Here is a 25,859-nt window from a genome sequence, read left to right as displayed (position 1 = left end):
AATGAGTGGAACGGTATTAGAAACAGCAAAAGAAAAAATGAGTAAAGCAGAACAAAGTTTACAACGTGAATTGGGTCAAATCCGTGCAGGACGCGCTAATGCAAGTCTTTTGGACCGTATTCAAGTAGATTACTATGGTGCACTAACACCTGTGAATCAATTAGCTGGAATCAATATTCCAGAAGCCCGAGTATTGATGATCACACCTTTTGATAAAAATTCACTTGAAGATATTGAAAAAGCAATTCAAGCTAGTGATATTGGCATCAGCCCAACAAATGACGGTACAGTGATACGCTTAGTAATTCCACAATTAACGGAAGAGCGTCGTAAAGAATTAGCGAAAGATGTAAAAAAAGCTGCTGAAAATGCGAAAATTGCTGTTCGTAACATTCGTCGTGATGCGATTGATGAATTAAAAAAACAACAAAAGAATAATGATATTACTGAAGATGAACTGCGTAATTTGGAAAAAGAAGCACAAAAATTAACAGACGATAGTGTAAAAAATATCGATACGATTACTTCTGAAAAAGAAAAAGAACTGTTAGAAGTTTAATAAGTTATTTGAATATGAAAGAACAAGAAAATCCACTTGAATAGTGTATTTTCTTGCTTTTTTTTATATAAAATAATGATTATAAAGATATAATCTATAGATTTTGTAAGGTCGAGTGAGTGCAAGAAAAAACATCTTGTTAAACCTCATGGGATATGGAATAATGATGTTAACTATATTTTCTAAAGGGAGCTGAAAAGGTGAATTTTATCAAACGTGCATTATGCAGTGTTACTAGAAAAAAGGGGAAATCACTCATTTTGTTTGCAGTGATTTTTGTGTTGGGAAACGTTATTGCAGGAGCCATTGCGATTCAACAGTCTACACAGAACGTTGAAAAGAATGTCAAGAAGCAATTAGGTGGTACGGCTACGATTCAAATCGATTATGAGAATAATCAAGAAGAATTTGCAAAAGAAGACCTTAAAATTGAGCAACTTAAAATTGATTTAATGAAAAAAGTTGGGGAATCTCCATATGTAAAATATTATGATTATAACGCTTTAGCGATGGTTCAGACAAAGGAATTGAAAAGTGCTTCATTAGAATCAGAGCAATCTGGAGGCATGATGGAAGGATTTACCTTAAAAGGATCCAACTATCACAAAATTTTAGATGTTGAAGAAAAAAATATAAAATTAGTAGCAGGTAAAGTATTTACTCAAGAAGAGATTGACAATGGCAAAAATGTCGGCTTGATTTCTTCAAAAGTAGCAGAAGAAAATGGGCTTTCTGTAGGTGATCAGATGGTCATGGATACTAGAACGTATGATTATAACGAGAATGGCGATGAAAAAGAATTATTCAAGACGGATGTCCCTATCCAAATTATCGGAATTTTTGAACCTACAACAGTAGAAATGAAAGATAAAGAAAATAAAAAAAATGAAGAGCAAAATATGAATCAACAATATATGTCAATGCAACAACTCAACACAATTTATTTACCAAACAAAACAGTGTTAGAAATTAACAAAGACAATATTGAAAAGCTAAAAAAAGTTGATCCAGATAGTCCTTATCTGTCGGAAGAGAGTCTAGAAGAATATTATACACCTGTTTATGTTTTGAAAAGTCCAGATGATGTGGAAGCCTTTAAACAAGAAACACAGCCGCTTTTACCTAAGCTGTATACTGTGAAAGCTTCAACGGATCAATATGAACAAATCGGTGGAAGTATGAAAAAAATGTCACAAATTTCAGGTTATGTGGTTATGATTGCGGTCATTGCTACGTTGCTGATAATTTCGCTTGTCGTCTTATTGTTTATGCGTGATCGCAAACATGAATTAGGAATTTATCTCTCATTAGGTGATAAACGTAGCCACGTTATGGGACAAATTATTATTGAGATGTTGATCATAAGTGGAATTGCACTGATTCTTTCTTTGATTACAGGGAATTTCTTAGGAAAAATGGTTTCAGAATCTTTATTGAATAGCGACCTATTAAATAATTCAAATGACCAAATGAACATGTTTATGGGCTTTGATGGACTAGGTACAACAGAATTGACAACGGATGATATCATGAACGCTTATGAAGTGAAATTCTCATTAGGATATATCGTTACGTATTTAGTTGTTGGATTAGGTACAGTTCTAATGTCAGCAATTTTACCATTACTGTACATCGTTCGTTTAAATCCAAAGAAAATCATGATGTAGGAGGCAAGGAAAATGGCAATTTTAGAAACAAAAGATCTCAGTTATTTTTATCAAGATGGAGATCAACGTCGTTTTATATTAAAAAATACCAATGTTGCTTTTGAACAGGGGAAATTTTATACTATTTTGGGGCAATCTGGTTCAGGAAAAACAACATTTCTTTCTCTAATCAGTGCTTTGGATACGCCTAAAGAGGGGCAAGTTTTATTGAATGGAAAAGATATCAAAACAATCGGATATGAGAAATATCGTCGCGATGATATCAGTATTATTTTCCAGAGTTACAACTTAGTTCCTTATCTGACAGCATTGGAAAATGTGTTAGTTGCAATGTCGATCACAGACAATGAACTACCACCAAATCAAAAAGAAGTTGCGTATAATTTACTAGATTACATCGGGATCACAAGCGAAAAAGCGGATCGACTCGTAAATCAGCTTTCCGGTGGTGAACAACAACGTGTTGCGATTGCCAGAGCTTTAGCAACAAATGTAGACATTATTTTGGCGGATGAACCGACGGGGAATTTAGATGAAGGAATGGAGCAAGAGATTGTAGATATTTTTCAAAATCTAGCAAAAGTTCATAACAAATGTGTAATTGTTGTGACGCATTCTAATGATATTGCTGGGCAATCAGATGAGACTTATTACCTGAAAAAAGGTGTGTTAAAAAAATATGAGTGATTTTCTATCAAATTTCAGCGGAGATAATTATGAGAAAACCCGCCAGAAAAAAAATGAACAAAAAGAAAAATTAAGTAAAAATGAACCTGACAAGAAACCGAAGTCAGAAAAGGATTCAATAGGTAAAGAAGATTCGGCTGTCAAACAAGGAGAAAGTCACTCTGAAGTATCGTATGGACCACGAAACAATCCGGATAATGCTCCTACTGCTGCAAAAGAGAAAAAAATTGAATCAAGTGATACTGAGGGCTTGATATATTCTAAAAAAAGATCAAAAAAGAAAAAATACGAGTCGGTACAAGAACCAGTTAAAGAAACTGAACCAACTACTACAATACCAGTGAATCAGTCAAAGAATCCCGAAGAAGTGATTGAAACAGACCCAAACTATAAAAAAGAGAAAATCAAAAAATATCTTTATATTGGTCTAGGAAGTTTGGCAGCAGTTTTATTATTATATTTTGGTTATTACCAAATGACCCATGTAAAAGTCCCTAATTTTGAAGGAAAAGAATTGTCTGAAGTACGTGAATGGACAACTGAGAATGGCGTAAAACTTCAAGTAGAGCAAAAATACGATTTTGATAAAGAAGCAAACGTAATCATTCAACAAACAGTGAAAAACAAGAAAATCAAAAAAGGTAAAACTTTAGTAGTTGATGCTAGCCTTGGAGCGGACCCAGAAGAAGCCATTTCACTACCAGACTTCAAATCAATGAAAACAGCAGATGCGAAAAAATGGATCAGCAAGCAAAAAGCAGATAATTTAGCTATCATTGAAGAATACAGTGATAAAGTAGCAACAGGTGACTATCTAAAATTCGAAATAACAAACAAAGATGTAAAAGCCGAAAATTATAAACGTAAAGACAAAGCCAAAGTCTATTTTTCTAAAGGCAAAGAAGTTTTTGAAAAAGATATTGCGATGCCTGATTTTGCTGGAAAGCCAAAAGAAGAAGCAACTGAATGGGCTAAGAAAAATGAAATTACACTAACAGTCGAGGAAGCGGACTCTGATAAGGTAGAGACTGGGAAAATTATTTCTCAAAGCGTTGGGAAAGACACTAAGGTTGCCAAAAAAGAAGCAATGTCAATTACCGTTTCAACAGGTAAAGCGTTAATTGTTCCAGATTTTTCGCAATTTACAGTAGAAGAAGCAGAATCAAAAGCAAGTGGATTACAAGTTCAAGTGAAACAATTATTTAATGATGAGGTTCCATACGGACAATTTATCAGTCAATCCGTAGAGATAGGGAAAAAATATACAGAAAAAGATGAAAAGCCTGTGATTCAAGTCGTTTATTCTTCAGGAAGACCCTATATTAAAGATTTGCGCGACAATACATTAGAAGGAGATCTTCAAAAGATTTTCTACGATGATTATCAGTCAAAAGGTGCGAATATCACCTATCAGGTTTATTATGTCGATTCAACTGTAACTAAAGGGACTGTGGTGAATATGAGTCAATATAATGAATTTATTCCGATCAATTCTGTTGTTCAAATCGGTGTCAGCAAAGGGAATCTAAAACCTGAAGAAAATAAACCTTCAGAAAAAGAAGAAAAGATGGATTAAAATGCATTTTTTTGGGAAGTGAAGCAAAACGATTTTAAGTTTTGTTTCCTTTCTTTTTTAATTTAATGGAAAATTTTATGAGTAAAAAGACGGCAGAACCCATTTTTAAGTGCAAGTTTAGCCTGAATTAAGCGGATTCCCTCATAAATTTATTAAATAATGTGGAAATCTTTCCATTTGCATAGGCATTTCTGAAAGATATTGCTATAATAGTCTAGACAGATTTTTGGAATGGAGGGAAAAATATGTTACGTTTTTTTCCGCAAAAGAATAAATACATACAAAAAGAGAGTACATTTACTTTTGATAGCGAAGGTCCGATCCCAGGACACGTAGCCGTTATTATGGACGGGAATGGTCGGTGGGCTCAAAATCGACGTTTGCCACGAATTGCTGGGCATAAAGAAGGCATGAACACAGTTAAAAAAATTACGAAACATGCTAGTAAATTAGGGATCAAAGTCCTAACGTTATATGCATTTTCAACTGAAAATTGGAAACGCCCAACAGATGAAGTAAGTTTTCTAATGCAGTTACCAGTCGATTTTTTTGATACCTTTGTACCAGAGTTGATCAAAGAAAATGTAAAAGTTCAAGTAATGGGGTACAAAGAATTGTTACCAGCGCATACACAAGATGCAATAGAGCGAGCGATTGAACAAACAAAAAATAATACTGGTATGATTTTAAATTTTGCTTTAAACTATGGTTCAAGAGCTGAAATTCTGACAGCGGTAAAAGAAATAGCTGCAAAAGCCGCAAATAATCAACTATCGACTGACGAGATTACTGAGGCGACAATTGAGGATCATTTGATGACAAGCTTTTTATCCGAGGACTTAAGGGACCCAGAATTATTGATTCGTACAAGTGGCGAAGAGAGAATCAGTAATTTCTTGCTTTGGCAGATAGCGTACAGTGAATTGTTTTTTACAGATGCTTTGTGGCCTGATTTTAATGATAAACTATTAGAAAATGCGCTAGCATCGTTTCAAAATAGAAACCGCCGTTTTGGCGGCTTAAAGGAAACAGAGGAGGAAGATAAATGAGACAGCGCGTTATTACTGCTGCCGTAGCTTTAGTAGTATTTATACCGATCATTTGGTACGGGGGCTTTGCGATTGAACTTGCGGCAGCGATATTGGCAGTTGTAGGGGTTTATGAATTATTTAGAATGAAAGGACTAGAAATTACTAGTTTTGAAGGTGTACTTTCAGCTTTAGGCGCAGTATTTTTAGTTTTGCCAAAAGATCGATGGTTTTTCTTTTTACCAGAAAAAGCGGATAATTTTATTTTATTTTACCTAACAGTCATGATTTTATTAGGTGGTTTAGTTGCTTCCAAGAATATGTATACCATCTCTCAAGCTGGTTTTCCAGTTATCACAAGTTTGTATGTAGGTGTCGGCTTCCAAAACTTTGTGAGCGCTAGACATACTGGTTTTGTTGTATTGCTTTATGCATTATTTGTTGTATGGGCAACGGATATTGGGGCTTATTTTATTGGGAAACAGTTTGGGAAAAGAAAGTTATGGCCAGAAGTTTCACCTAACAAAACGATTGAAGGCTCATTAGGCGGAATTCTCTGCGCAGTCGTTGTGGCATTATTGTTCTTGCTGTTGACACCAAATAAAGAATTGTTTGTTTATAACTTGCCGACTATGCTAATTATCACTGTTGTCTTTTCGATTGTCGGACAATTCGGAGATTTAGTTGAATCATCCATTAAACGTCATTATGATGTAAAAGATTCCGGCACTATTTTACCAGGGCACGGCGGTATATTAGATCGTTTCGACAGCTTACTTTTTGTTTTCCCAATTATGCATTTATTCGGACTATTTTAATTTCTAAACAAGAAGGGAAGGTGAAAAACTCTGAATGTTCAGGGTTTTTCTTTTTAATATGAAAAACATTGCATTATTAGGTGCTACAGGTTCTATTGGCACGAACACAGTGGCTGTTGTTACAGCGTATCCTGAGTTATTCCAAATCGAATCGTTGACCTTTCATTCAAATAGTGAAAAAGGCGCGGATTTAATTAAAATGTTAAAGCCGAAATATGTGGGTGTAGGCACAGAACAAATGAAACAAGAGTTTACTACTCGTTTCCCTGAAATTGAATTTGGAGTAGGCGAAGAGGGGCTAATAAAAGCTGCAACGCTTGAATCAGTTGACGTCGTATTAACTGCGGTTACAGGCAGTGTGGGGTTGAATCCTACATTAGCTGCAATTAAAGCAAAGAAAGATATTGCTTTAGCAAACAAAGAAACGTTAGTTATGGCGGGGCAGTGGGTCATGGAAGAAGCAAGAAAAAATGAAGTGCGTATTTTACCCGTCGACAGTGAACATTCTGCAATTTTTCAATGTTTAGATGGACAAAAATCAGATAATTTAAAAGAGTTAGTAATCACAGCATCAGGTGGTAGCTTTAGAGATTTAACTCGTGAAGAGCTTAAAACTGTTACTTTGGAAGAGGCATTGAACCATCCAAACTGGTCTATGGGTAGAAAGATTACGGTAGATTCATCAACGATGATGAATAAAGGCTTAGAAGTTATTGAAGCACATTGGTTATTTGGTACAGATTATGATAAAATAAAAGTTGTTTTACATAAAGAAAGTATAGTTCATTCGATGATTGTTTTAAAAGATGGTGCATACTTGGCTCAACTTGGACCAAGTGACATGCGTGAACCAATTCAATATGCTTTGACGTATCCTAACCGTTTGCCGATTCAAGATGAAAAAGCATTCGATTTAACTGAGATTAGTCAATTAAATTTTAAGCCAATGGATTTTGAGCGTTTTCCCATGTTAGAACTTGCTTATATTGTTGGGGAAAAAGGTGGAGCATTTCCAACAGTCTATAATGCGGCGAACGAAATTGCGGCAAATGCATTTATTGATGGCAAAATTTCATATCTTCAAATTGAGGAATTTGTCCAAAGAGCAATTTGGAATTATACAGAAACAAAGGAAGTCACTTTGGAAGAAGTGATTGCGATCGATAAACAAACAAGAACTATCGTAGAAAGATGGATAAAGGAAGAAGGTCTGTTATGAAAACAATCATTACATTTATTATTGTCTTTGGAATTCTTGTCTTAGTACATGAATTTGGACATTTTTTCTTCGCAAAGCGTTCAGGAATATTGGTACGTGAATTTGCGATTGGTATGGGTCCGAAGATTTTTGCCCATCAAGGTAAAGATGGCACAACCTATACAATTCGTATTTTACCGATCGGTGGCTATGTTCGCATGGCTGGGATGGGTGAAGACGAGACGGAGTTAGCCCCCGGAATGACTCTTTCTGTTGAGTTGAATGAACAGGAAGAAGTCGTAAAAATCAATACAAGTAAGAAAGTTCAATTGACAAATAGTATTCCAATGGAAATGCTAGAGGCTGATTTGGAAAGAAAACTATTCATCAAAGGTTATGTCAATGGAGATGAATCTGAAGAGACTACGTATAAAGTGAATCACGATGCAACGATCATTGAACAAGATGGAACGGAAGTTAGAATTGCACCGATCGATGTACAGTTCCAATCCGCAAAACTTTGGCAACGGATGTTGACGAATTTCGCTGGACCGATGAACAATTTTATTCTCGCGTTAGTATTGTTTACAGTTTATGTCTTTATGCAAGGTGGTGTGACGTATACAAATACTAATCTAATCGGTGGTGTCCAACCAGATAGTCCAGCCGCAAAAGCTAGCTTAAAAGCAGATGATAAAATTGTATCAATCAATGGCACATCTGTTAGTGACTGGAATGATTTTACAAAAATAATTCAAGATAGTCCTGATAAAGAATTGAACCTAATGGTAGAATCTGATGGAAAAACTAGAGAAGTTGATGTAATACCTAAAAGTCAAAAATCTGGTAAACAAGAAATTGGCGTGATTGGAATCTTACCGCCGAAGAAAACGGGTTTAGCAGATAAACTGCTTGGCGGAGTAGAAACAACTTTAAGTAGTTCTATGCAAATATTCAAAGCTCTTAAATCATTATTTACTGGATTTAGTTTAGATAAATTGGGTGGTCCAGTAATGATTTTCCAAATGTCCGCAGAAGCATCTAAAGCTGGTTTAAACACTGTGATTTGGTTGATGGCTATGTTATCCGTCAACCTTGGGATCATCAACTTATTGCCAATTCCTGCTTTAGATGGCGGAAAAATCGTTTTAAATATTTTTGAAGGGCTTAGAGGAAAACCTTTAAGCCAGGAAAAAGAAGGCATACTAACACTGATAGGCTTTGGTTTCATCATGTTATTGATGGTGTTAGTTACTTGGAACGATATTCAACGTTTTTTCTTTTAAATAATTAATTGGATTTATAGAACGAATCACTTGAGGAGATTCAACAATTCGTTTAAACAAAGGAGAGTTCTAATGAAACAGTCAAAAATGTTAATTCCAACTTTACGCGAGGTACCAAATGATGCTGAAGTGTTAAGTCATCAAATGTTATTGAGAGCAGGGTATATTCGCCAAGTCTCAGCAGGAATTTATTCGTATTTACCACTAGCAAATCGAGTACTTGAGAAACTAAAAAAAATCATGCGAGAAGAATTCGACAAGATCGATGCTATTGAAATGTTGATGCCTGCATTGCTTCCAGCAGAATTGTGGAAAGAATCTGGTCGTTATGAAACGTATGGTCCAAATCTATATCGCTTAAAAGACCGTAATGATCGTGATTATATTCTTGGTCCAACACATGAAGAAACGTTTACAGAACTGATTCGTGATGAGGTGAACTCATATAAACGTTTGCCATTAAATCTTTACCAAATTCAAACAAAATATCGTGATGAAAAACGTCCGCGTTTCGGGTTATTACGAGGCAGAGAATTTATCATGAAAGATGGCTATTCGTTCCATGCTGATGAAGAAAGTCTAGATCAATCTTATCGTGATTATGAAAAAGCTTATTCCGCTATTTTTGAACGTTGCGGATTAGATTTTAGAGCGATCATTGGTGATGGCGGTGCCATGGGAGGAAAAGATTCTAAAGAGTTTATGGCAATTTCTGATATCGGGGAAGATACGATTTGTTTCTCAACAGATGGCGATTATGCAGCAAATCTAGAGATGGCAACTAGCCTATATACACCTAAAAAGTCACATGAAACTCAATTAGATATTGAAAAAGTAGCTACTCCAAATGTTGGATCGATTGAACAAGTTGCGGCCTTCTTCAATGTTGAGCCACAGCGCATCATCAAATCTGTTTTATTTATGGCGGACGAGCAACCTGTAGTGGTTTTAGTTCGCGGAGATCATGAAGTAAATGATGTTAAATTGAAAAATTTCTTAGGCGTTGACTTTTTAGAAGAAGCAACTGACATAGATGCTCGTACCTATTTAGGTGCCGATTTTGGTTCCGTTGGTCCAGTTGAATTGTCTGAAGAGGTAAGATTATTTGCAGACTTCCATGTCCAAGATTTAGCAAATGCAATTACTGGAGCCAATGAAACAGGATTCCATCTAACTAATGTTAATCCAGGACGTGATTTTACACCAATTAGCTACGAAGATTTACGCTTTGTTCAAGAAGGCGATCCTTCTCCAGATGGTAATGGTGTATTAGAATTTACTAAAGGCATTGAGATCGGTCATATCTTTAAGCTTGGCACTCGCTATAGTGAAGCGATGGGGGCAACTGTCTTAGATGAAAATGGTAGAGAAAAGCATGTGATCATGGGATGCTATGGAATCGGGGTTAGTCGTTTACTTTCAGCGATCGTTGAACAAAATATTGATGAAAATGGCATCAATTGGCCAGCGGGTATTTCTCCATTTGATTTACATGTCGTTCAAATGAACGTAAAAGACGAATACCAAACAAAACTTGCACAAGAAGTTGAAGAAGTAATGTCAGTGGCGGGTTATGAGGTATTGGTCGATGACCGTAACGAGCGGGCTGGTGTTAAATTTGCTGATGCTGATTTGATCGGTTGTCCAATTCGGATCACGGTCGGTAAAAAAGCGGTTGATGGTATTGTAGAAGTAAAAATCAAACGAACTGGAGAAATGGTTGAGGTTCGTAAAGAAGAACTGGAAAGCACATTATCTATCTTGCTGAATGCTGATAAAGAATAAATTGGAGACGTCTACGAAAGAGATCATCGATCGGTTTTCGTAGATGTTTTCTCTTAGCAAACAAACAAATATTATAGACGTATTATAACTAATAGTAATTTTGTTTACATTGTATTTCAGATAAAAAAATAGTATACTTAAATGTGGCGAGGCACTTGGCAGAAATGTCTAAGGGCCTCTTTCTTATCAAATGATTAAACTATAGACAGTTATATAAGGATTCGGACTGAGAATAGTGAGCGATTCTTCAGTTGTGGTGTGGCTAATCGTCAAGAGAAAAAATCTGATCGTATCAGAAAACATTATGTTTACAGTTAGCGTGTTTCTATTGGATAAAGTCCGCTGCACTTTTAATTTAAGGAGGTTCATTTAGTGGCAGAAAAAGCACAAGAGTTATTTGCAAAGTTGATTGATCAAATTCAATTAAATGAACAAGAGCGGCAACATCCGCTTATTCAGCAAGGGAGAATTGACAAAGTAGTTGTCCATCAACAAAGCCGCTTATGGGAATTTCATCTTGGATTTTCTGAAATTTTACCTGTGATGCTTTATCAGTCATTTATACAGCAATTAGAACTTGCTTTTCAGCAAATCGCAGGTGTCACTGTAAAGATTTCAGCAGATAAAAATGAATTTACAGCTGAACAATTAACTGATTATTGGCAGTTAGCATTATTAAATAGTCAATGTGACACACCATTGGTACAACGCGTGATAAAAACGCAAACGCCAATCATAGAAGATAAAAAAATCATTTTACCTGTCGATAACGAAGCAGTGATTCCTTATTTGAAACAACAATATTTACCAATTATTGAAGAACTATATAGCCATTACGGTTTTCAAAAATTTCATATTGAACCTAAAATGGATGAACAACAAGCTAAACGAGTATTGGCACTATTTGAAGAACGCAAACAAGAGCAAGATGCTGCTTTTCAACAACAAGCCGCTGAATCTCTTGTGAAACATGAACAAAAGAAAAAACAACAGCAACAACAAGGGCCAGCACTTGAAGGTCCAATCCGTTTAGGTCGAAATATTCCAAATGATGAACCAATCATGCCGATGGGCAACATTCTAGAAGAAGAACGCCGAGTGACGATCGAAGGTTTTGTCTTTGATGTAGAAGTTCGTGAGTTACGTTCTAAACGGAAAATTTTGATTTTGAAAATTACCGATTATACATCATCATTTATCGTCAAAAAATTCTCAAATGGTGAAAAAGATGAGCAAGTTTTTGATGCTATTCAAAAAAATAGTTGGATTCGAGTTCGCGGAAGTATTCAAGAAGATACGTTCATGCGGGATCTAGTAATGAACTGTCAGGATTTAATGGAAGTAAAACATGCGCCTCGTAAAGATTATGCACCAGAAGGCGATAAGCGTGTGGAACTACATTTGCATAGTAATATGAGTACAATGGATGCTACAAATAACGTTGCTGACTATGTTGCCCAAGCAGGGAAGTGGGGACATAAAGCAATTGCTATTACAGATCATGGTGGGGCTCAAGGGTTTCCCGATGCTCATAGCGCTGGTAAAAAAGCAGGCGTCAAAATTTTGTACGGTGTTGAAGCCAATGTAGTAGATGACGGTGTGCCAATCGCTTATAATGAAGCCCACATTGAATTGAGCGAAGCAACTTATGTAGTATTTGACGTGGAGACCACTGGCTTATCAGCTGTTTATGATACGATCATTGAGCTTGCGGCAGTTAAAATGCATAAAGGGAATATCATTGATACATTTGAACAATTTATCGATCCAGGACACCCATTATCGCAAACGACGATTAATTTAACTGGGATCACTGACGAAATGGTGCGGGGCTCAAAATCAGAAGAAGAAGTTTTACGCTTATTTAGAGAATTCTCGAAAGATACCATACTTGTAGCCCACAATGCCTCCTTTGATATGGGATTTTTAAATACTAGTTATGGAAAATATGATATCCCAGAAGCCGAAAATCCAGTCATTGATACATTGGAATTGTCCCGATACCTAAACCCAACATTTAAAAGTCACCGACTTAATACGTTATCTAAAAAATTCGGTGTCAATTTAGAACAACATCACCGAGCAATCTACGATTCAGAATCGACAGGGCATTTATGTTGGATTTTCTTAAAAGATGCTAAAGAAAATCATAATATGAACTATCATGATGAGCTAAATATGCATATTGGAGAAGGCGATTCATATAAACGAGCAAGACCGTTCCATGCAACTATCTTAGCAACTACTCAAGCTGGTTTAAAGAACCTCTTCAAGTTGATTTCAATGTCTAATATAAATTATTTTTTCAGAATTCCTCGTATCCCGCGTTCACAGTTAAGTAAGTTGCGAGAAGGATTGATTATCGGTTCTGCTTGTTCAAATGGTGAAATTTTTGAGGCAATGATGCAAAAAGGCGTTGAAGAAGCAAAAAATCGAGCAAAATTTTATGATTATATAGAAGTTATGCCAAAAGAAGTTTATGCACCTTTACTTGAACAAGAGTTAGTGAAAAGTGAAGCAGATCTAGAAGAAATCATCACCAATTTAGTTAAAATCGGAGATGAGTTAGAAAAACCTGTTGTAGCGACTGGCAATGTTCATTATCTAAACGAAGAAGATAGTATTTATCGCAAAATTTTAGTGGGTTCGATGGGTGGCGCTAATCCATTGAATCGTCATAGTTTACCTGCTGTTCATTTTAGAACAACCGATGAAATGCTGACGGCTTTCCAATTTTTAGGAGAAGAAACAGCACATCGACTAGTTGTTGAAAATCCCAATGCGATTGCAGATATGTGTGAGGAAATCACGCCAGTTAAAGATGACTTATACACGCCGAAAATTCCTGGTTCAGAAGATGAAATCAGAAATTTGAGTTATACTCGTGCGAAAGAATTGTACGGTGATCCATTGCCTGATATCGTTGAGAAGCGTTTGAAAAAAGAACTCGATAGTATTATCGGAAATGGTTTTTCGGTTATCTATTTGATTTCACAAAAATTGGTGCATAAAAGCATGGAAGACGGTTACTTAGTTGGTTCACGCGGCTCTGTAGGTTCAAGTTTTGTTGCAACTATGACTGGAATTACGGAAGTTAATCCTTTGGCGCCGCATTATCATTGTATCAACTGTAAGCATTCTGAATTTTTCGATGATGGATCTTATGGTTCTGGCTTTGATATGCCCGAGAAAAATTGTCCAAATTGTGGTCAGCGATTGTTTAAGGACGGACATGACATTCCATTTGAAACCTTTTTAGGATTCCACGGGGATAAAGTGCCCGATATCGATTTGAACTTTTCGGGTGATTACCAAGCGGAAGCACATAATTATACGAAAGTTTTGTTCGGTGAAGAATATGTTTATCGTGCTGGGACGATTGGGACCGTTGCAGATAAAACGGCCTATGGGTACGTAAAAGGCTATGAACGAGATCACAATCTACATTTTAGAGGAGCTGAGATCGATCGTTTAGCAAAAGGCTCGACTGGAGTGAAACGAACGACTGGACAACATCCTGGAGGAATAATTGTTATTCCTGATTACATGGATGTTTACGATTTTACACCGATCCAATACCCTGCAGATGACCAAAATTCTGAATGGAAAACGACTCACTTTGATTTCCATTCAATCCATGATAATATTTTGAAACTTGATATTCTTGGCCATGATGATCCTACTGTTATTCGGATGTTGCAGGATTTATCAGGAATCGATCCTAAAACGATTCCGACGGATGATCCTGAAATGATGCGCATTTTTGCTGGACCCGAAGTATTAGGCGTGACGGCAGAGCAAATTTATTCTAAAACGGGTACTTTGGGAATACCTGAGTTTGGTACTCGTTTCGTACGAGGAATGTTAGAAGAGACGCATCCGTCAACTTTTGCAGAGTTACTCCAAATATCTGGACTGTCTCACGGGACTGATGTTTGGTTAGGAAATGCTGAAGAATTGATTCGCCGAGGAGAAGCGAATCTCGCAGAGGTTATTGGTTGTCGTGATGATATCATGGTTTACTTGATTCATGCTGGACTAGACAGTGGTATGGCCTTTAAGATCATGGAGACGGTGCGTAAAGGGCTTTGGAATAAAATCCCTGATGAATTAAGAGAAGAGTATTTGACCGCGATGAAAGAAAACAATGTGCCAGACTGGTATATTGATTCTTGTTCCAAGATCAAGTATATGTTCCCAAAAGCCCATGCGGCTGCTTATGTTTTGATGGCGTTACGTGTGGCGTACTTTAAAGTGTATTTCCCGATTCTATACTATTGTGCTTATTTCTCTGTTCGTGCAGATGATTTCGACTTGGTTGCTATGTCGCAAGGCAAAGAAGCAGTGAAAGCGCGAATGAAAGAGATTCAAGATAAGGGATTGGAAGCTTCCACAAAAGAAAAAAATCTTTTAACGGTTTTAGAACTTGCTAATGAAATGATTGAACGCGGCTTTAAATTTGGTATGATTGATTTATATAAATCAGATGCTGAGAATTTTGTGATTGACGGAGATACCTTGATCGCACCTTTCAGAGCGGTACCTAGTTTGGGATTGAATGTGGCAAAATCAATTGTAGAAGCAAGAACAGAACCATTCTTATCTAAAGAAGATCTTGCAAGTCGAGGGAAAGTCTCAAAAACTTTGATTGAATACATGACAGAAAATGGCGTGTTAAAAGATTTACCGGATGAGAATCAATTATCGTTATTTGATATGTTATAAAAATTGGTGCGTCCAACGGATTAATTGAAACTTTAGATGAAAATAGCACTATTTATATTAAAAACAACAGAGTCTCGTAAGATTCTGTTGTTTTTTAGCAGTTGGAACAAAGCGAAGAGCGCTTTGTTCCAACTGCTTTTTTCTCATCGTTCTTTAATTTTAAAGGAATAGCTCAGAAAAAATCAAAAAAATTTTTGGTGATTTTAAATTCAGTTTAATTCATTTAATGTTTTAAATTGTAAAAAAAAGAAATTTTCATTGATGATCTCAATCTTGATTACCTAATAGTTTGTTTGACGTTATCCATCTTTAAAACAATTTTAAGAAGCGATACGAAAGCTTTTTTTGTTTTTTTAATTCGTTTTTTATTTGGTTTATTTTATATTTAATTTTTTTAAATAATGCTAATTTTAATTTTTATGTGTAATTTCGTTATCAATTAATAAGTTATTTTACGGATTGTTAAAATATTGAAAATCTTTTATAGTTATGTATTTGTAATGATTTTATTATTTTGTTTGAATTTTTATACGTTATTTATGAATAAGGGGTCGCTTTAATGATAAGGAATGAAGATGGTTTGACCCTGATAGAAGTTTTAGTAGCGGTAGTTATATTGGAGACGTCATTTATGTTACTAGCATCAATGTTGGTTCGAAATCAACAAATGATTGAATTGAACGAAAAGAAAAAAGAAGCACAAGCTATTCGTGATGAACTTCGTGAATGGATGGGGTATCGCGGGCAAACACAAGACTTAGCTGGTTTGAATCAGTATGTCTTTAGTGTCAAGAACAATGAGCATTTGACAACTAGTCAAAAGGTAAGAAGAAATTATCTCATTCTCGATAATTCAGGGATTCAGACGAACGGTGGAAATATCTCCATTTACGGTGAGCAAAAAGTTGATTTGACCGGAAGAGTGGAAACTACGAATAAACAACAAGAGCGGAAAATTGAATATAGCTACCCAGATAAAAGAACGTTACTTCCCAAGAAATGGAAAGATGCAGAAGAAGGAACGTTAGAAAAAGAAGAAAGCAATTACTTAGGCAGATATATTGGAACAGCAAATCAGCATAATTATTTAGTATTGTGTAAAGTGCATTTTAAAAATACTTCGAAAAAGTATGATCCTCGTAAGGATGGTATAGAAGTATTCCTAGAAATTTATGATGGAAGGATGGTTCGATTAATGACAGATACGTTATTTATTGGATAATCACTTATTAGCAGTAAATTGAAGGAGAAAACATGAGCAAGATTCTGAAAAATGAAGATGGATTAACATTAATAGAGATGATTGCAACTTTAGCCATTTTTTCAATCGTGATTCTATTTTTTGGAGCGGTTATCGGTAGTATTGGTAAAGCATTTTCAATCCAAGGAGAAAAAATCGAGCTTCAGCAAACTGCAAACGACATAGTCGTTCAAATAAACCAATTATCAAAAATAGAAGGACTTTATGAAAAAGCCGGATATTTGGGAAAAATTCCTGCAACAACTTCTTCAGAAAATCCGTGGAAGACGAATCAGATCATTAGTGTTTTCGACTCTGAAGCGGCAAATCAAAAACCAATCGCTTTATCAGAGCAAGGGAAAAATAAAATCGGACTTACTGATATAGTAGATGCCACAAAAGATAGCGGGAAAAATTCAAATGCGCGCTTTTATCAATTAAAAATCAAGACTATAAAATCAAAATTTTTCAGCAAAAAATAAAAATGAATCTTTGAAAACACAATTTAAGACACCAAATTATCGAGATACTTTTACAATCCAAACCAGTGTTACGATTCTTTTTTACAAAGGGAGTATTGATTTTGGTCACTACATTAAAAATGGTGAAATTAATCTGTCTGGAAGAGGCGGTATTGAAGAAGAAGAGAGTACAAAGATTTTATACAGTCGAAAAGCAGAATTCACTTATCGTGATGAATTAAAGGCAAAAGGAGAGATTCCGGGTGAAGGTAGATGGTAAAAAACTGAAAAATGATGAAGCAGGTTATGCCTTACTCTACGCATTAGGAGCAATCGTGATTGTAAGTCTTGTGATGATGGGAATTTTTTTAAGAGCTAGAAATAATTTTCTTCAGATAAGTGCAGTTGATCAATTAACAAAAATGAAAGATGTGAAAGAATACACTTTTCAGGAAGCTTCCATGAAGATAAAACAAACGATCGAATAAAAACTATCTGGAAACACTCAATTAGGACTAGATAAAACAGTACTAACTAATAAAATGTCTGAGGTAACGAACGAGCTGCAAAATCAGCCAATTGAAAAAATGAGTATTGGGAAACAACAAGATTTTTCTTTTACCGTGAAAGTATCCGAACCAACTGTTTCGATCATCAATCCATATAAATTTATTTCTGAGGACAGAGGTGCTAATGGTTGGATACCAATGGAAGCAAGTGACTCTAAAGATGGAATAATTAACACGAACACCACCTTTACATTAGAGATTAATGTTGAGCAAACGATGAAAAATGGACAGATAAAAAAAGCTCCTTTAAAGGAGACTATGTGTACGAGTTTCAATGGACGCAAGGTCAACAAAAAGTAGTAGAATCAAATTTATATGCTTGGAGGTATGTGTATTACCAACCCTCACTTGCTGACGGAGAAGAACTGATTACGGCTGATACTTGGATTCGGAAAATGGATCACATTTATCGTTATCAATCAAATCAACCACTATTTCCATATAAAGAATATTTTAGTCATTATGAAACAAGTTATGGAGGGTCCAATAATTTTTTAGTCGATCTTCAAGATGGGACTTTTTTGAATTTTTGGAAAGGACCCAATTCAGTTATATACAAAGATTTAAACGTTCCAGGCTCTTTTTTTTTCTAAAAACGGCGTCTTGCTGAGCGGGAAAAAATCGATTACCGCGAAAAATTAAAACAATGAACATAAATTACACCTCTCCTAAAGAAAAAACTGAAACATCTTCGTTGATTGTCAAACCCAAAATGCATGCAACGATAGGTTCGATTACTTCAACTAACAGTTATGAGATGTTTAGTTCACCTTCTGTCCTACAAATTCAAAACTATACTCCGTCATCCACTAAAAGAATCGTGACGACTTATCAGCAATTGATTGCCGCAATCAAAGATAACTCCACCGACCATATTGAATTTGGTGCAAATATTTCAAGAACAACTGCATTACCAGAAGTCAATCGTTCGTTAATGATTGATGGCAAGGGGTTCACTTTTACTACAGGCACAGGAAATAATCGGTCATTTCAATTAGGATCAGCTAAACGTTACTTTGTTGTAAAAAATATGAATGTCGATAGCAAAAACAATAGTGGGTTGATCCGTAGCACGCAAGATGGTTGGACGATTTTAACAGAAAATATTCAAAATACTTATGCGAATAATGCTGGAACTTTTATTGATACCTCCAGGTCCTATTTAGTGATGAAAGGTCAAACGAATTGGAATTCTGGTACGACAGGCAACAATGTTGTAAATGCTAAGGAAATTTTGATAACGGAACAGGCTGACATCCGTATTCAAGGGAGAGTATCCGTAATTAGGATGCATCCGGGAAATAGAATCAACACAGTTTTTGTCATAGAAAAAGGCTCGAAGCTCGCATTGCATAGTAGAGAAGGTCAAGCCATTTATGCCAATAGCCAAGGGTACGTAAATAAAGTTCATTTTGAAGCGAGAGATGAGGGGACCGTCCTTAATGCAACATCTAACGGAGCGTTAATAGATTATTACGGTGCGACTATTTCTATATGTGGTTCATCTAATAATAGCTCTGAAGCAACTAAATCAGCGACAAAAATAACCAGCGGTGCAAAGGTAAATATTCATAGTTTAGGTCTAAATAATAATAAAAAAAGCGCAGCCAGCAATGATCAATCAAGTGACAAACGGTAATTTTTACGTTGATGGAAAAGGTTCCGAGTTAAATTTAACCTAAGAGGGGGAAAGTAATAATATCGGTGCGGTCCTTCGTTTCCGATTGGTTGGAGGGCAAACATTTCTTCTCACTAACAAAGGGAAAGTATCGATAACCAAAAAGAATGGATCAGCATCCGGTATTCGCTTGTATGGACAAAACAATCAGTTTTTTGTAAAAAGCGGTGGCTATCTTCAAATCAATAATCAGGCAGATAAATCTGATAATGGTGGACCGGTAAATGGTTCAGATACAGGTGGCAAACAAGGGATTCAATTTCCAATAGATGGCTCTGGGAAAATGTCGATCTTTTCTCTTGAAGGAAAGGAAAGTGAAGTATACATCAATGCATCTCTAGGCCCAGCGCTATGGACGCAAAGTGGTAGTCTTAGGTTTTTAGTAGGGAAAGATACTGTGTTTCGAGCAGAAGGACACACCTATTCTCAAAATAGTGGGGTGATTCAATCAGCAGGTCAAGCCGATTTTGAATTAGATCAACCGAGTTTTTATGACATAAGAAACAACCGTAAAAATGGGGGACAAGTATTCTCAAATGGCTCTAATAATGGCACCTTTAAAGTGAAAAAATCTTATCTTTCTGTTTGGGAAATCAAAAATGGCCTTGATTTAGATCAAGATCCAGATGCTTATTGGGCACCGATTTCGTATACATTAAAAGGACGGAATTTCGAAACAATCGTAAGTACCGATTATGTAGATGAATTTAATCAAAGTACGTATAAAGGAGCTAACCATTATGCTCGTATGAGTGGTAATAGTTCTGCCCCAATCGTAGATGAGCTGAGAATTCCAACGAATGCTGATAAAAAAATCTATGGGCATGTTAGCGTAAAAGTCGGTTATGGAGAAGAAATTCGAGATGCTTGGGAAAAGGAAGTTCTAGTGAAAGTTAAAATTACAAGAGGCAATACTGTACTCATGGAAAAAGAAGTTCTGACAAAAGGATACAAAGGTGCAAAAAATCTTCCAGGTGTTCAGCAATGGGATGAGCAAAAACCACGAGGTGGAATAGTCATCATTGAGTTAGCTGATTTTATTAAAACTGGTGATAAAGTAGAAATTATCGGTGCTACTCGTGGAAGAAATCGAGACAGTTTAGAAGTTCCATCGCTTCTTGTTAAATCAGTCACCACAGTAGATGTCACACCGCCAATGGAATTAACAATAGAAAAAGATTCAATTTCCGGAAAGTCAGATACCCTCACAAATGCAAGCAAACAAATCAAAGGCACGATCGATTTATATGATAAACGACATGATAATCAAATAACAGAAAAAATGTACATCTTTGCGAAAGTAAACAATCGATTTTTAGAGAGTACATTGACAGAAGTAACGAGTGAAGGGAAAAGTATCACGGATTCTAAAGTGAATTGGACAATCAATTTACCGAGATATCTATCATCCAATGAAACAATCGAAATTTTCGCGAAAGATAGCAACGTTCTTGATGATTTAAAGGATAAAGAGCAATTAAATACGTATAGTAAAGATCCTAATGGCATTGGTGGCAATAGTATGCCGTCAAGTAGCAGTTATGGGCATTATAAAGGCTATCATGATGCAGTTAAGTCAGGCAAACAAAATGACCGATTTAAGCCCGCTAAACTAATGTCTGTTGAAGATGTAATGCCAGAAGAGTTGACATTAGAAAACTTGAAGGTCGAAGCTAGTACGAAAGAAAAAGATCCTGTAACGAATAAAGAAGTTGATATCACTAGAATCGGTAGTTAATTGACGTATTCAGGCGAAATAAGAAGTGCGAACAATCATCCATCCGAATCAAAAAAAGTGATTAGAAATGTTCTCTTCACTACCGAGATTCCCGCTGATCTTGATGATTCATCAAGTAGTTTTACCTTCTTTTTTGAAAAAAATGGGAAACCAATTATTGGGCAGTATGATCAGGCATCAAGGATATTGTCCGTCAATGTTGACACTTTAACCAAGGATGATGTACTTACATTCAATTTTTCCACTAAAGTGACGGATGTTCCAGAAGGCTCACCAGAGTTTAGTTTAACTGTAAAAGCGCAAGGGAAATCACCAAATGAAGAGCCATTTATACCAGTCGACTTTATTTTGGAGAATCAAAAAACGTTGACAGACGAAGCAACGATGACAAGTCCAATGCCTAAAAAAGGAAGCGAAAATGAAACTGAATCGATCATCGAAGATGGGAAAGCGTATGTGAGACTATCTGTAATCAATAAACGTTTAACTGCTTATTATAGAAATGTGACAAAAATTGTCGTGAAAATCGATGGTGATACCTATCGATCATTTGATAAGACATCTGGTTTACAGGAACTATCAACTGCTGAAAAGGCGATTGTACTTGACATACCGATTGATCAGCATCGTCGAAATATTACGGCTGAATACTATTATCCAGATCCACAAAATACGAGTAATTCGCTAAAAGCAATTACAACGTGGAACAAAAAGAAATGGAATAAGGATGTAAATGATGCGCTAGATCCAGAAAAATAGCGAGTGGCACTGGTAAGAGTTAATAAAACCATTTTATTTTATAGATAAATATTGTATATCCTTTTGACTCGATGGCACATTTAGTCGAAAGTGTTATTTAATAGTTTTATACAATCTGTAGTGAGGTTGGGAAAGAAGTGCTTAATTATCTTAGTGCTTTAGTTCTTTGAATTTGATGTGCTAGATGCAAAGCGTACTGCTTGCTTCTACAGCAACCGTTGATCTGAATTCTTTAGGGGGTGGAATGTGACTCGTAGAGTCATGTCCCACCCTCATTTCGTTTTTTATAATTTAGTTTAGGGATTCTTTGGAAAAATTTATAACTTGTATTAAAAAAGGTATTTTTAAGTGAAAATCTAATAAAAGCTGTAATAATAACACTAGACCTTTAATTTTTTGATTTAGTAGCATATAATAAGAAAGGGTTTATTTGAGAACGCACAATAATAACTTTCATGGTACAATAGCATGTAATGGATCACTACAGGAGGGAACACTATCATGGTCAAAGAAAAAACTAGATATAAAGCTGTGATTGCCGATCATACCTATACAATCATCGGACAAGAAAGCAAACAACATATGGATTTAGTAACGAAATTGGTCAATGAACAACTAGCTGAAATCAAACATATCTCACCACAAACAAACGATGAACAAGCCTCTGTTTTATTAGCGATCAATGCCATTTCTGATCAGTTAAAAAAACAAGAAAAAGTGCTTAACTTAGAACAAGAAGTAGCAGAACTAAAAAAACGTACAATCAGACTGGCTGAACTAGAAAATCGAATCAAACGCATCGAAGCAATAGAAGAAGAAGCAAGAGTCGTTCTGAAAAAAAATGGACAAGAAGATGTAGAAATACACAATCATATGGAAGCTCAGCAAATCTTAAATGAAAATCGAAAACAACAGATTCAAAGTAAAAGCACCCAAGACCAATAATCTGAGAGGATGACAGGATGTTAACACTACTTATTTTATTACTTTTTGCCATTGGATTTTATACAGGAGCTAGACGTGGATTGATTTTACAAGTGTTATATACATTTGGCTATTTTTGTTCTTATTTTATAGCTAAAACGTACTATAAAAGTTTAGCTTCCCATCTAGAATTGTTCATCCCGTATCCATCACCAACACCTGATACTAAATTGGTCTTCTTTAATCAAAAGCTAACGCTTGATTTAGATCAAGCATTTTACGGAGCGGTAGCATTTTTGCTTATTTTAGCAGCAGGTTGGTTAGTTGTCCGATTTTTGGCGATTTTTGCGCATGGATTGGTATTTGTACCAGTCTTAAAACAAGCAAATTGGCTAGCTGGCGGATTAATAAGTTTGATCGTCGTTTATATTGGAGTATTTTTAGTTTTAAGTACTGTATCGATGTTGCCAGTCGATTCAGTCCAAAATCAATTTAAAAACAGCGGATTAGCAAGTTTTATCATAAAAGATACCCCTATTTTTTCTAAACAAATCTACCATTTATGGATTGAGCAGATGATTAAATAAAAAAAAACATTAAGAATCATTACAAGAACAGAAGGTGAAAAAATGAATACACGAATTTTAACAACGTTAGGCTTTGATAAGGTCAAACAGCTAATTTCCCAATATGTTGTTACAGCTCAAGGCTTGGAAGAGGTTGAACATTTAGTACCAGTAAATGAGGAGACCAGTATTCAGGCTTGGTTAAGAGAAACAGAAGATGGCTTGAAAGTCCAGCGATTGCGTGGTGGTATTCCAATTCCGAAGTTAGAGAATATTCGTCCGCATATGAAGCGAATTGAAATTGGTGCTGATTTAAATGGTATCGAATTGGCGCATATTGGACGTGTCTTGTCTACAACTTCTGAAATGATACGTTTCTTTGATGATTTACAAGATAGTGAGATCGAACTACTGAGACTTTATGCTTGGAACGATCAATTAGTCGTTTTACCTGAACTGAGTCGACGATTGAAAGAGTCAATTGATGATGAGGGGCGAGTAACCGATGAAGCCTCACCAGAATTGAAAATCATTCGGCATAATATTCGTAGAACAGAACAGACGATTCGCGAACAATTAGATGGAATCGTTAGAGGGAAAAATGCCAAATATTTAAGTGATGCGATCGTCACGATGAGAAATGAACGTTACGTAATTCCAGTTAAACAAGAATACAAGAGTGTATTTGGCGGAGTTGTTCACGATCAAAGTTCTTCAGGTCAGACATTGTTTGTAGAGCCGAAACAAATCGTTGAGTTGAACAATCGTTTACGTCAACATCAAATTGCAGAACGTAACGAAATCGAGCGGCTTTTATCTGAGTTGTCTGCCGAGCTAGTACCGTATCGAAATGATATCATGCACAATGCATACGTTATTGGTAAATTAGATTTTGTAAATGCCAAAGCTCGATTCGGGAGACAACTAAACGCAGTTGTTCCAAAAATCAGTGAAGAAAACCATATTTACTTTAAGCAAGCCAGACATCCGTTATTAGATCAAGACAAAGCTGTTCCAAACGATATCACGATTGGAAAAGAATATCAGGCAGTTGTGATCACAGGACCAAATACAGGTGGTAAGACGATTACCCTTAAAACACTTGGTTTGCTTCAACTGATGGGGCAATCTGGCTTACCAATTCCTGCGGGTGAAGAAAGTCAAATGGGTATTTTTGATGAAGTTTTTGCTGATATCGGAGATGAACAATCAATCGAACAAAGTTTAAGTACGTTTTCTTCTCACATGACAAATATTGTTGATGTCTTGAAAAAAGTAGACAATCATAGTTTAGTCCTATTCGATGAGTTAGGTGCAGGAACCGATCCGCAAGAAGGTGCAGCTCTGGCGATTTCGATTTTAGATGCATTAGGTAGTAAAAGTGCTTATGTAATGGCAACGACCCATTATCCTGAATTAAAAGTTTATGGTTATAATCGTACAGGCACGATTAACGCTAGTATGGAATTTGACGTAGACACCTTGAGTCCAACGTACCGCTTATTGATAGGCGTTCCAGGACGTAGTAATGCGTTTGAAATTTCAAAACGACTTGGTTTGGATACAGCTATTATCGATGAGGCAAAACACATTATGGACGGTGAAAGCCAAGATCTTAATGAAATGATTGCTGATTTGGAAAATCGTCGTAAAATGGCTGAGACGGAATATTTAGAAGTTCGTCATTATGTAGAGGAAGCAGAGCGCTTGCATCATGAGTTGAAAGAAGCCTATAGTTACTTTTTCGATGAGCGAGAAAAAGAAATGACAAAAGCCCGCCAAAAAGCCAATGAACTTGTGTCACAAGCAGAGGAAGAAGCTGCTGGTATTATTTCAGATATTCGTAAAATGCAGTTAAGCAGTGGCAATCAAGGTGGCATCAAAGAACATCAATTAATCGATGCTAAATCTAAGCTTTCGAGTCTTCACCATGAAGAGGCAAAACTAGAAAAAAATAAAGTGCTAAAAAAAGCTAAAGAACAAAAGAAACTAAAAATAGGTGATGAAGTAATCGTCAATACTTATGGACAACGTGGAACGTTGATTCGTAAATCAAGCGATAATGAATGGCAAGTTCAATTGGGCATATTAAAGATGTCAGTTGCCGAAAGTGATATGACACCCGTCGCCCCAGAAAAAGAACCGAGGCAAAGAGTGACGGCAGTTCGTTCTAGTGAAAGTAGTCATGTGGCAAACCAATTAGATTTACGAGGAAAACGGTATGAAGAAGCGTTGGCTGAAGTCGATCAATACTTAGATGCAGCGATTTTAGCGGGCTATCCTCAAGTGACGATTGTACATGGTAAGGGAACTGGCGCTTTACGGACAGGTATTACGGATTACTTGAAAAACCATCGTAGTGTGAGTAGTTATGAATTCGCACCAGGTAACCAAGGTGGTAATGGCGCAACAATCGTAAAATTTAATTAATCTGCTTACCTTTAGTAAGCAGAAAACTAGTCGAATGAACAGACGAGTGCTATAATTACTTTAGAAATCATCAACTAGCTTTGCAGGCTACTTTTTGGAACGGAGATAAGAATAGAGTGAAGTTAAAGGGATCTCAATCAATTTTTCTTCTTCTTCTTTCAAGGT

Annotated in this window: 22 protein-coding genes; all 22 read left to right on the top strand. The window is 36.0% G+C overall.

Going from position 1 to position 25,859, the window contains the following annotated elements; all coding sequences use genetic code 11:
- Position 1 precedes the first annotated feature (1 nt).
- Positions 2-559, top strand: a complete 558-nt coding sequence (frr, locus tag AC1PU0_RS09310) for a ribosome recycling factor (protein ID WP_111248712.1) — start codon at positions 2-4, stop codon at positions 557-559.
- A gap of 200 nt (positions 560-759) precedes the next feature.
- Entirely contained in the window at positions 760-2,226 is a 1,467-nt protein-coding gene (locus AC1PU0_RS09305; protein WP_206848592.1) for an FtsX-like permease family protein, read from the top strand.
- Positions 2,227-2,238: 12 nt separating this feature from the next.
- Complete coding sequence (locus tag AC1PU0_RS09300) at positions 2,239-2,913, top strand: ABC transporter ATP-binding protein (RefSeq protein WP_069653059.1); 675 nt, start codon at positions 2,239-2,241, stop codon at positions 2,911-2,913.
- Positions 2,906-4,489, top strand: a complete 1,584-nt coding sequence (locus tag AC1PU0_RS09295; protein WP_206848593.1) for a PASTA domain-containing protein — start codon at positions 2,906-2,908, stop codon at positions 4,487-4,489. The genes AC1PU0_RS09300 and AC1PU0_RS09295 overlap by 8 nt, the downstream gene beginning before the upstream one ends.
- Positions 4,490-4,734: 245 nt before the next feature.
- Positions 4,735-5,538 carry an isoprenyl transferase gene (locus AC1PU0_RS09290; protein ID WP_069653061.1) on the top strand — a complete coding sequence of 268 codons (804 nt, stop codon included), beginning with the start codon at positions 4,735-4,737 and terminating at the stop codon, positions 5,536-5,538.
- Complete coding sequence (locus tag AC1PU0_RS09285; protein WP_206848595.1) at positions 5,535-6,335, top strand: phosphatidate cytidylyltransferase; 801 nt, start codon at positions 5,535-5,537, stop codon at positions 6,333-6,335. The genes AC1PU0_RS09290 and AC1PU0_RS09285 overlap by 4 nt, the downstream gene beginning before the upstream one ends.
- A 58-nt stretch (positions 6,336-6,393) precedes the next feature.
- Positions 6,394-7,554 (top strand): 1-deoxy-D-xylulose-5-phosphate reductoisomerase, encoded by a 1,161-nt coding sequence (locus AC1PU0_RS09280; RefSeq protein WP_206848597.1) that lies wholly within the window; start codon positions 6,394-6,396, stop codon positions 7,552-7,554.
- Positions 7,551-8,819: an RIP metalloprotease RseP gene (gene rseP, locus AC1PU0_RS09275; protein ID WP_206848599.1), complete on the top strand. Its 1,269-nt coding sequence runs from the start codon at positions 7,551-7,553 to the stop codon at positions 8,817-8,819. The genes AC1PU0_RS09280 and rseP overlap by 4 nt, the downstream gene beginning before the upstream one ends.
- Positions 8,820-8,891: 72 nt before the next feature.
- Complete coding sequence (locus AC1PU0_RS09270; RefSeq protein WP_206848601.1) at positions 8,892-10,604, top strand: proline--tRNA ligase; 1,713 nt, start codon at positions 8,892-8,894, stop codon at positions 10,602-10,604.
- A 372-nt stretch (positions 10,605-10,976) separates the two neighbouring features.
- Complete coding sequence (locus AC1PU0_RS09265) at positions 10,977-15,329, top strand: PolC-type DNA polymerase III (RefSeq protein WP_206848603.1); 4,353 nt, start codon at positions 10,977-10,979, stop codon at positions 15,327-15,329.
- Between the two features lie 559 nt (positions 15,330-15,888).
- Positions 15,889-16,551 (top strand): type IV pilus modification PilV family protein, encoded by a 663-nt coding sequence (locus AC1PU0_RS09260; RefSeq protein ID WP_206848605.1) that lies wholly within the window; start codon positions 15,889-15,891, stop codon positions 16,549-16,551.
- Positions 16,552-16,583: 32 nt separating this feature from the next.
- On the top strand, positions 16,584-17,051 hold the full coding sequence (locus AC1PU0_RS09255; protein WP_206848607.1) for a prepilin-type N-terminal cleavage/methylation domain-containing protein: 468 nt from the start codon (positions 16,584-16,586) through the stop codon (positions 17,049-17,051).
- A 10-nt stretch (positions 17,052-17,061) separates the two neighbouring features.
- Positions 17,062-17,310, top strand: a complete 249-nt coding sequence (locus AC1PU0_RS09250) for a hypothetical protein (RefSeq protein ID WP_206848609.1) — start codon at positions 17,062-17,064, stop codon at positions 17,308-17,310.
- The gene (locus AC1PU0_RS09245; protein ID WP_206848611.1) at positions 17,294-17,518 is read left to right on the top strand and encodes a hypothetical protein; all 225 of its coding nucleotides are present in this window, start codon (positions 17,294-17,296) and stop codon (positions 17,516-17,518) included. Before AC1PU0_RS09250 ends, AC1PU0_RS09245 begins: the two co-directional genes overlap by 17 nt.
- A 54-nt stretch (positions 17,519-17,572) precedes the next feature.
- Complete coding sequence (locus AC1PU0_RS09240) at positions 17,573-17,899, top strand: hypothetical protein (RefSeq protein WP_111248701.1); 327 nt, start codon at positions 17,573-17,575, stop codon at positions 17,897-17,899.
- A complete protein-coding gene (locus AC1PU0_RS09235; protein ID WP_206848613.1) occupies positions 17,860-18,192 on the top strand; it encodes a hypothetical protein in 333 nt (110 codons plus the stop codon). Before AC1PU0_RS09240 ends, AC1PU0_RS09235 begins: the two co-directional genes overlap by 40 nt.
- 53 nt (positions 18,193-18,245) lie before the next feature.
- A complete protein-coding gene (locus tag AC1PU0_RS09230) occupies positions 18,246-19,238 on the top strand; it encodes a pectate lyase-like adhesive domain-containing protein (protein WP_479998226.1) in 993 nt (330 codons plus the stop codon).
- Positions 19,239-19,323: 85 nt separating this feature from the next.
- Entirely contained in the window at positions 19,324-21,015 is a 1,692-nt protein-coding gene (locus tag AC1PU0_RS09225) for a hypothetical protein (protein ID WP_206848618.1), read from the top strand.
- Positions 21,016-21,774, top strand: a complete 759-nt coding sequence (locus AC1PU0_RS09220) for a hypothetical protein (protein WP_206848620.1) — start codon at positions 21,016-21,018, stop codon at positions 21,772-21,774.
- A 501-nt stretch (positions 21,775-22,275) separates the two neighbouring features.
- Entirely contained in the window at positions 22,276-22,719 is a 444-nt protein-coding gene (gene zapA / locus AC1PU0_RS09215; RefSeq protein WP_069653076.1) for a cell division protein ZapA, read from the top strand.
- Positions 22,720-22,736: 17 nt separating this feature from the next.
- On the top strand, positions 22,737-23,285 hold the full coding sequence (locus AC1PU0_RS09210; protein WP_111248696.1) for a CvpA family protein: 549 nt from the start codon (positions 22,737-22,739) through the stop codon (positions 23,283-23,285).
- A 42-nt stretch (positions 23,286-23,327) separates the two neighbouring features.
- Positions 23,328-25,694, top strand: coding sequence for an endonuclease MutS2 (locus AC1PU0_RS09205; RefSeq protein WP_206848622.1), 2,367 nt, complete (start codon positions 23,328-23,330; stop codon positions 25,692-25,694).
- Positions 25,695-25,859: the final 165 nt, after the last annotated feature.

Source organism: Enterococcus sp. XAF26B05_ASV22, assembly GCF_056727285.1.
This window is presented reverse-complemented; position numbering and strand designations above follow the sequence as displayed.

Excerpts from the sequence above, each read along its gene's own strand:
- AC1PU0_RS09280 (WP_206848597.1), top strand. The coding sequence starts at position 6,394 with ATGAAAAACATTGCATTATTAGGTGCTACAGGTTCTATTGGCACGAAC.
- AC1PU0_RS09295 (WP_206848593.1), top strand. The coding sequence starts at position 2,906 with ATGAGTGATTTTCTATCAAATTTCAGCGGAGATAATTATGAGAAAACC.
- AC1PU0_RS09255 (WP_206848607.1), top strand. The coding sequence starts at position 16,584 with ATGAGCAAGATTCTGAAAAATGAAGATGGATTAACATTAATAGAGATG.
- AC1PU0_RS09300 (WP_069653059.1), top strand. The coding sequence starts at position 2,239 with ATGGCAATTTTAGAAACAAAAGATCTCAGTTATTTTTATCAAGATGGA.
- AC1PU0_RS09210 (WP_111248696.1), top strand. The coding sequence starts at position 22,737 with ATGTTAACACTACTTATTTTATTACTTTTTGCCATTGGATTTTATACA.
- AC1PU0_RS09285 (WP_206848595.1), top strand. The coding sequence starts at position 5,535 with ATGAGACAGCGCGTTATTACTGCTGCCGTAGCTTTAGTAGTATTTATA.
- AC1PU0_RS09240 (WP_111248701.1), top strand. The coding sequence starts at position 17,573 with ATGTCTGAGGTAACGAACGAGCTGCAAAATCAGCCAATTGAAAAAATG.
- AC1PU0_RS09260 (WP_206848605.1), top strand. The coding sequence starts at position 15,889 with ATGATAAGGAATGAAGATGGTTTGACCCTGATAGAAGTTTTAGTAGCG.
- rseP (WP_206848599.1), top strand. The coding sequence starts at position 7,551 with ATGAAAACAATCATTACATTTATTATTGTCTTTGGAATTCTTGTCTTA.
- AC1PU0_RS09205 (WP_206848622.1), top strand. The coding sequence starts at position 23,328 with ATGAATACACGAATTTTAACAACGTTAGGCTTTGATAAGGTCAAACAG.
- frr (WP_111248712.1), top strand. The coding sequence starts at position 2 with ATGAGTGGAACGGTATTAGAAACAGCAAAAGAAAAAATGAGTAAAGCA.
- AC1PU0_RS09230 (WP_479998226.1), top strand. The coding sequence starts at position 18,246 with ATGAACATAAATTACACCTCTCCTAAAGAAAAAACTGAAACATCTTCG.
- AC1PU0_RS09270 (WP_206848601.1), top strand. The coding sequence starts at position 8,892 with ATGAAACAGTCAAAAATGTTAATTCCAACTTTACGCGAGGTACCAAAT.
- AC1PU0_RS09290 (WP_069653061.1), top strand. The coding sequence starts at position 4,735 with ATGTTACGTTTTTTTCCGCAAAAGAATAAATACATACAAAAAGAGAGT.
- zapA (WP_069653076.1), top strand. The coding sequence starts at position 22,276 with ATGGTCAAAGAAAAAACTAGATATAAAGCTGTGATTGCCGATCATACC.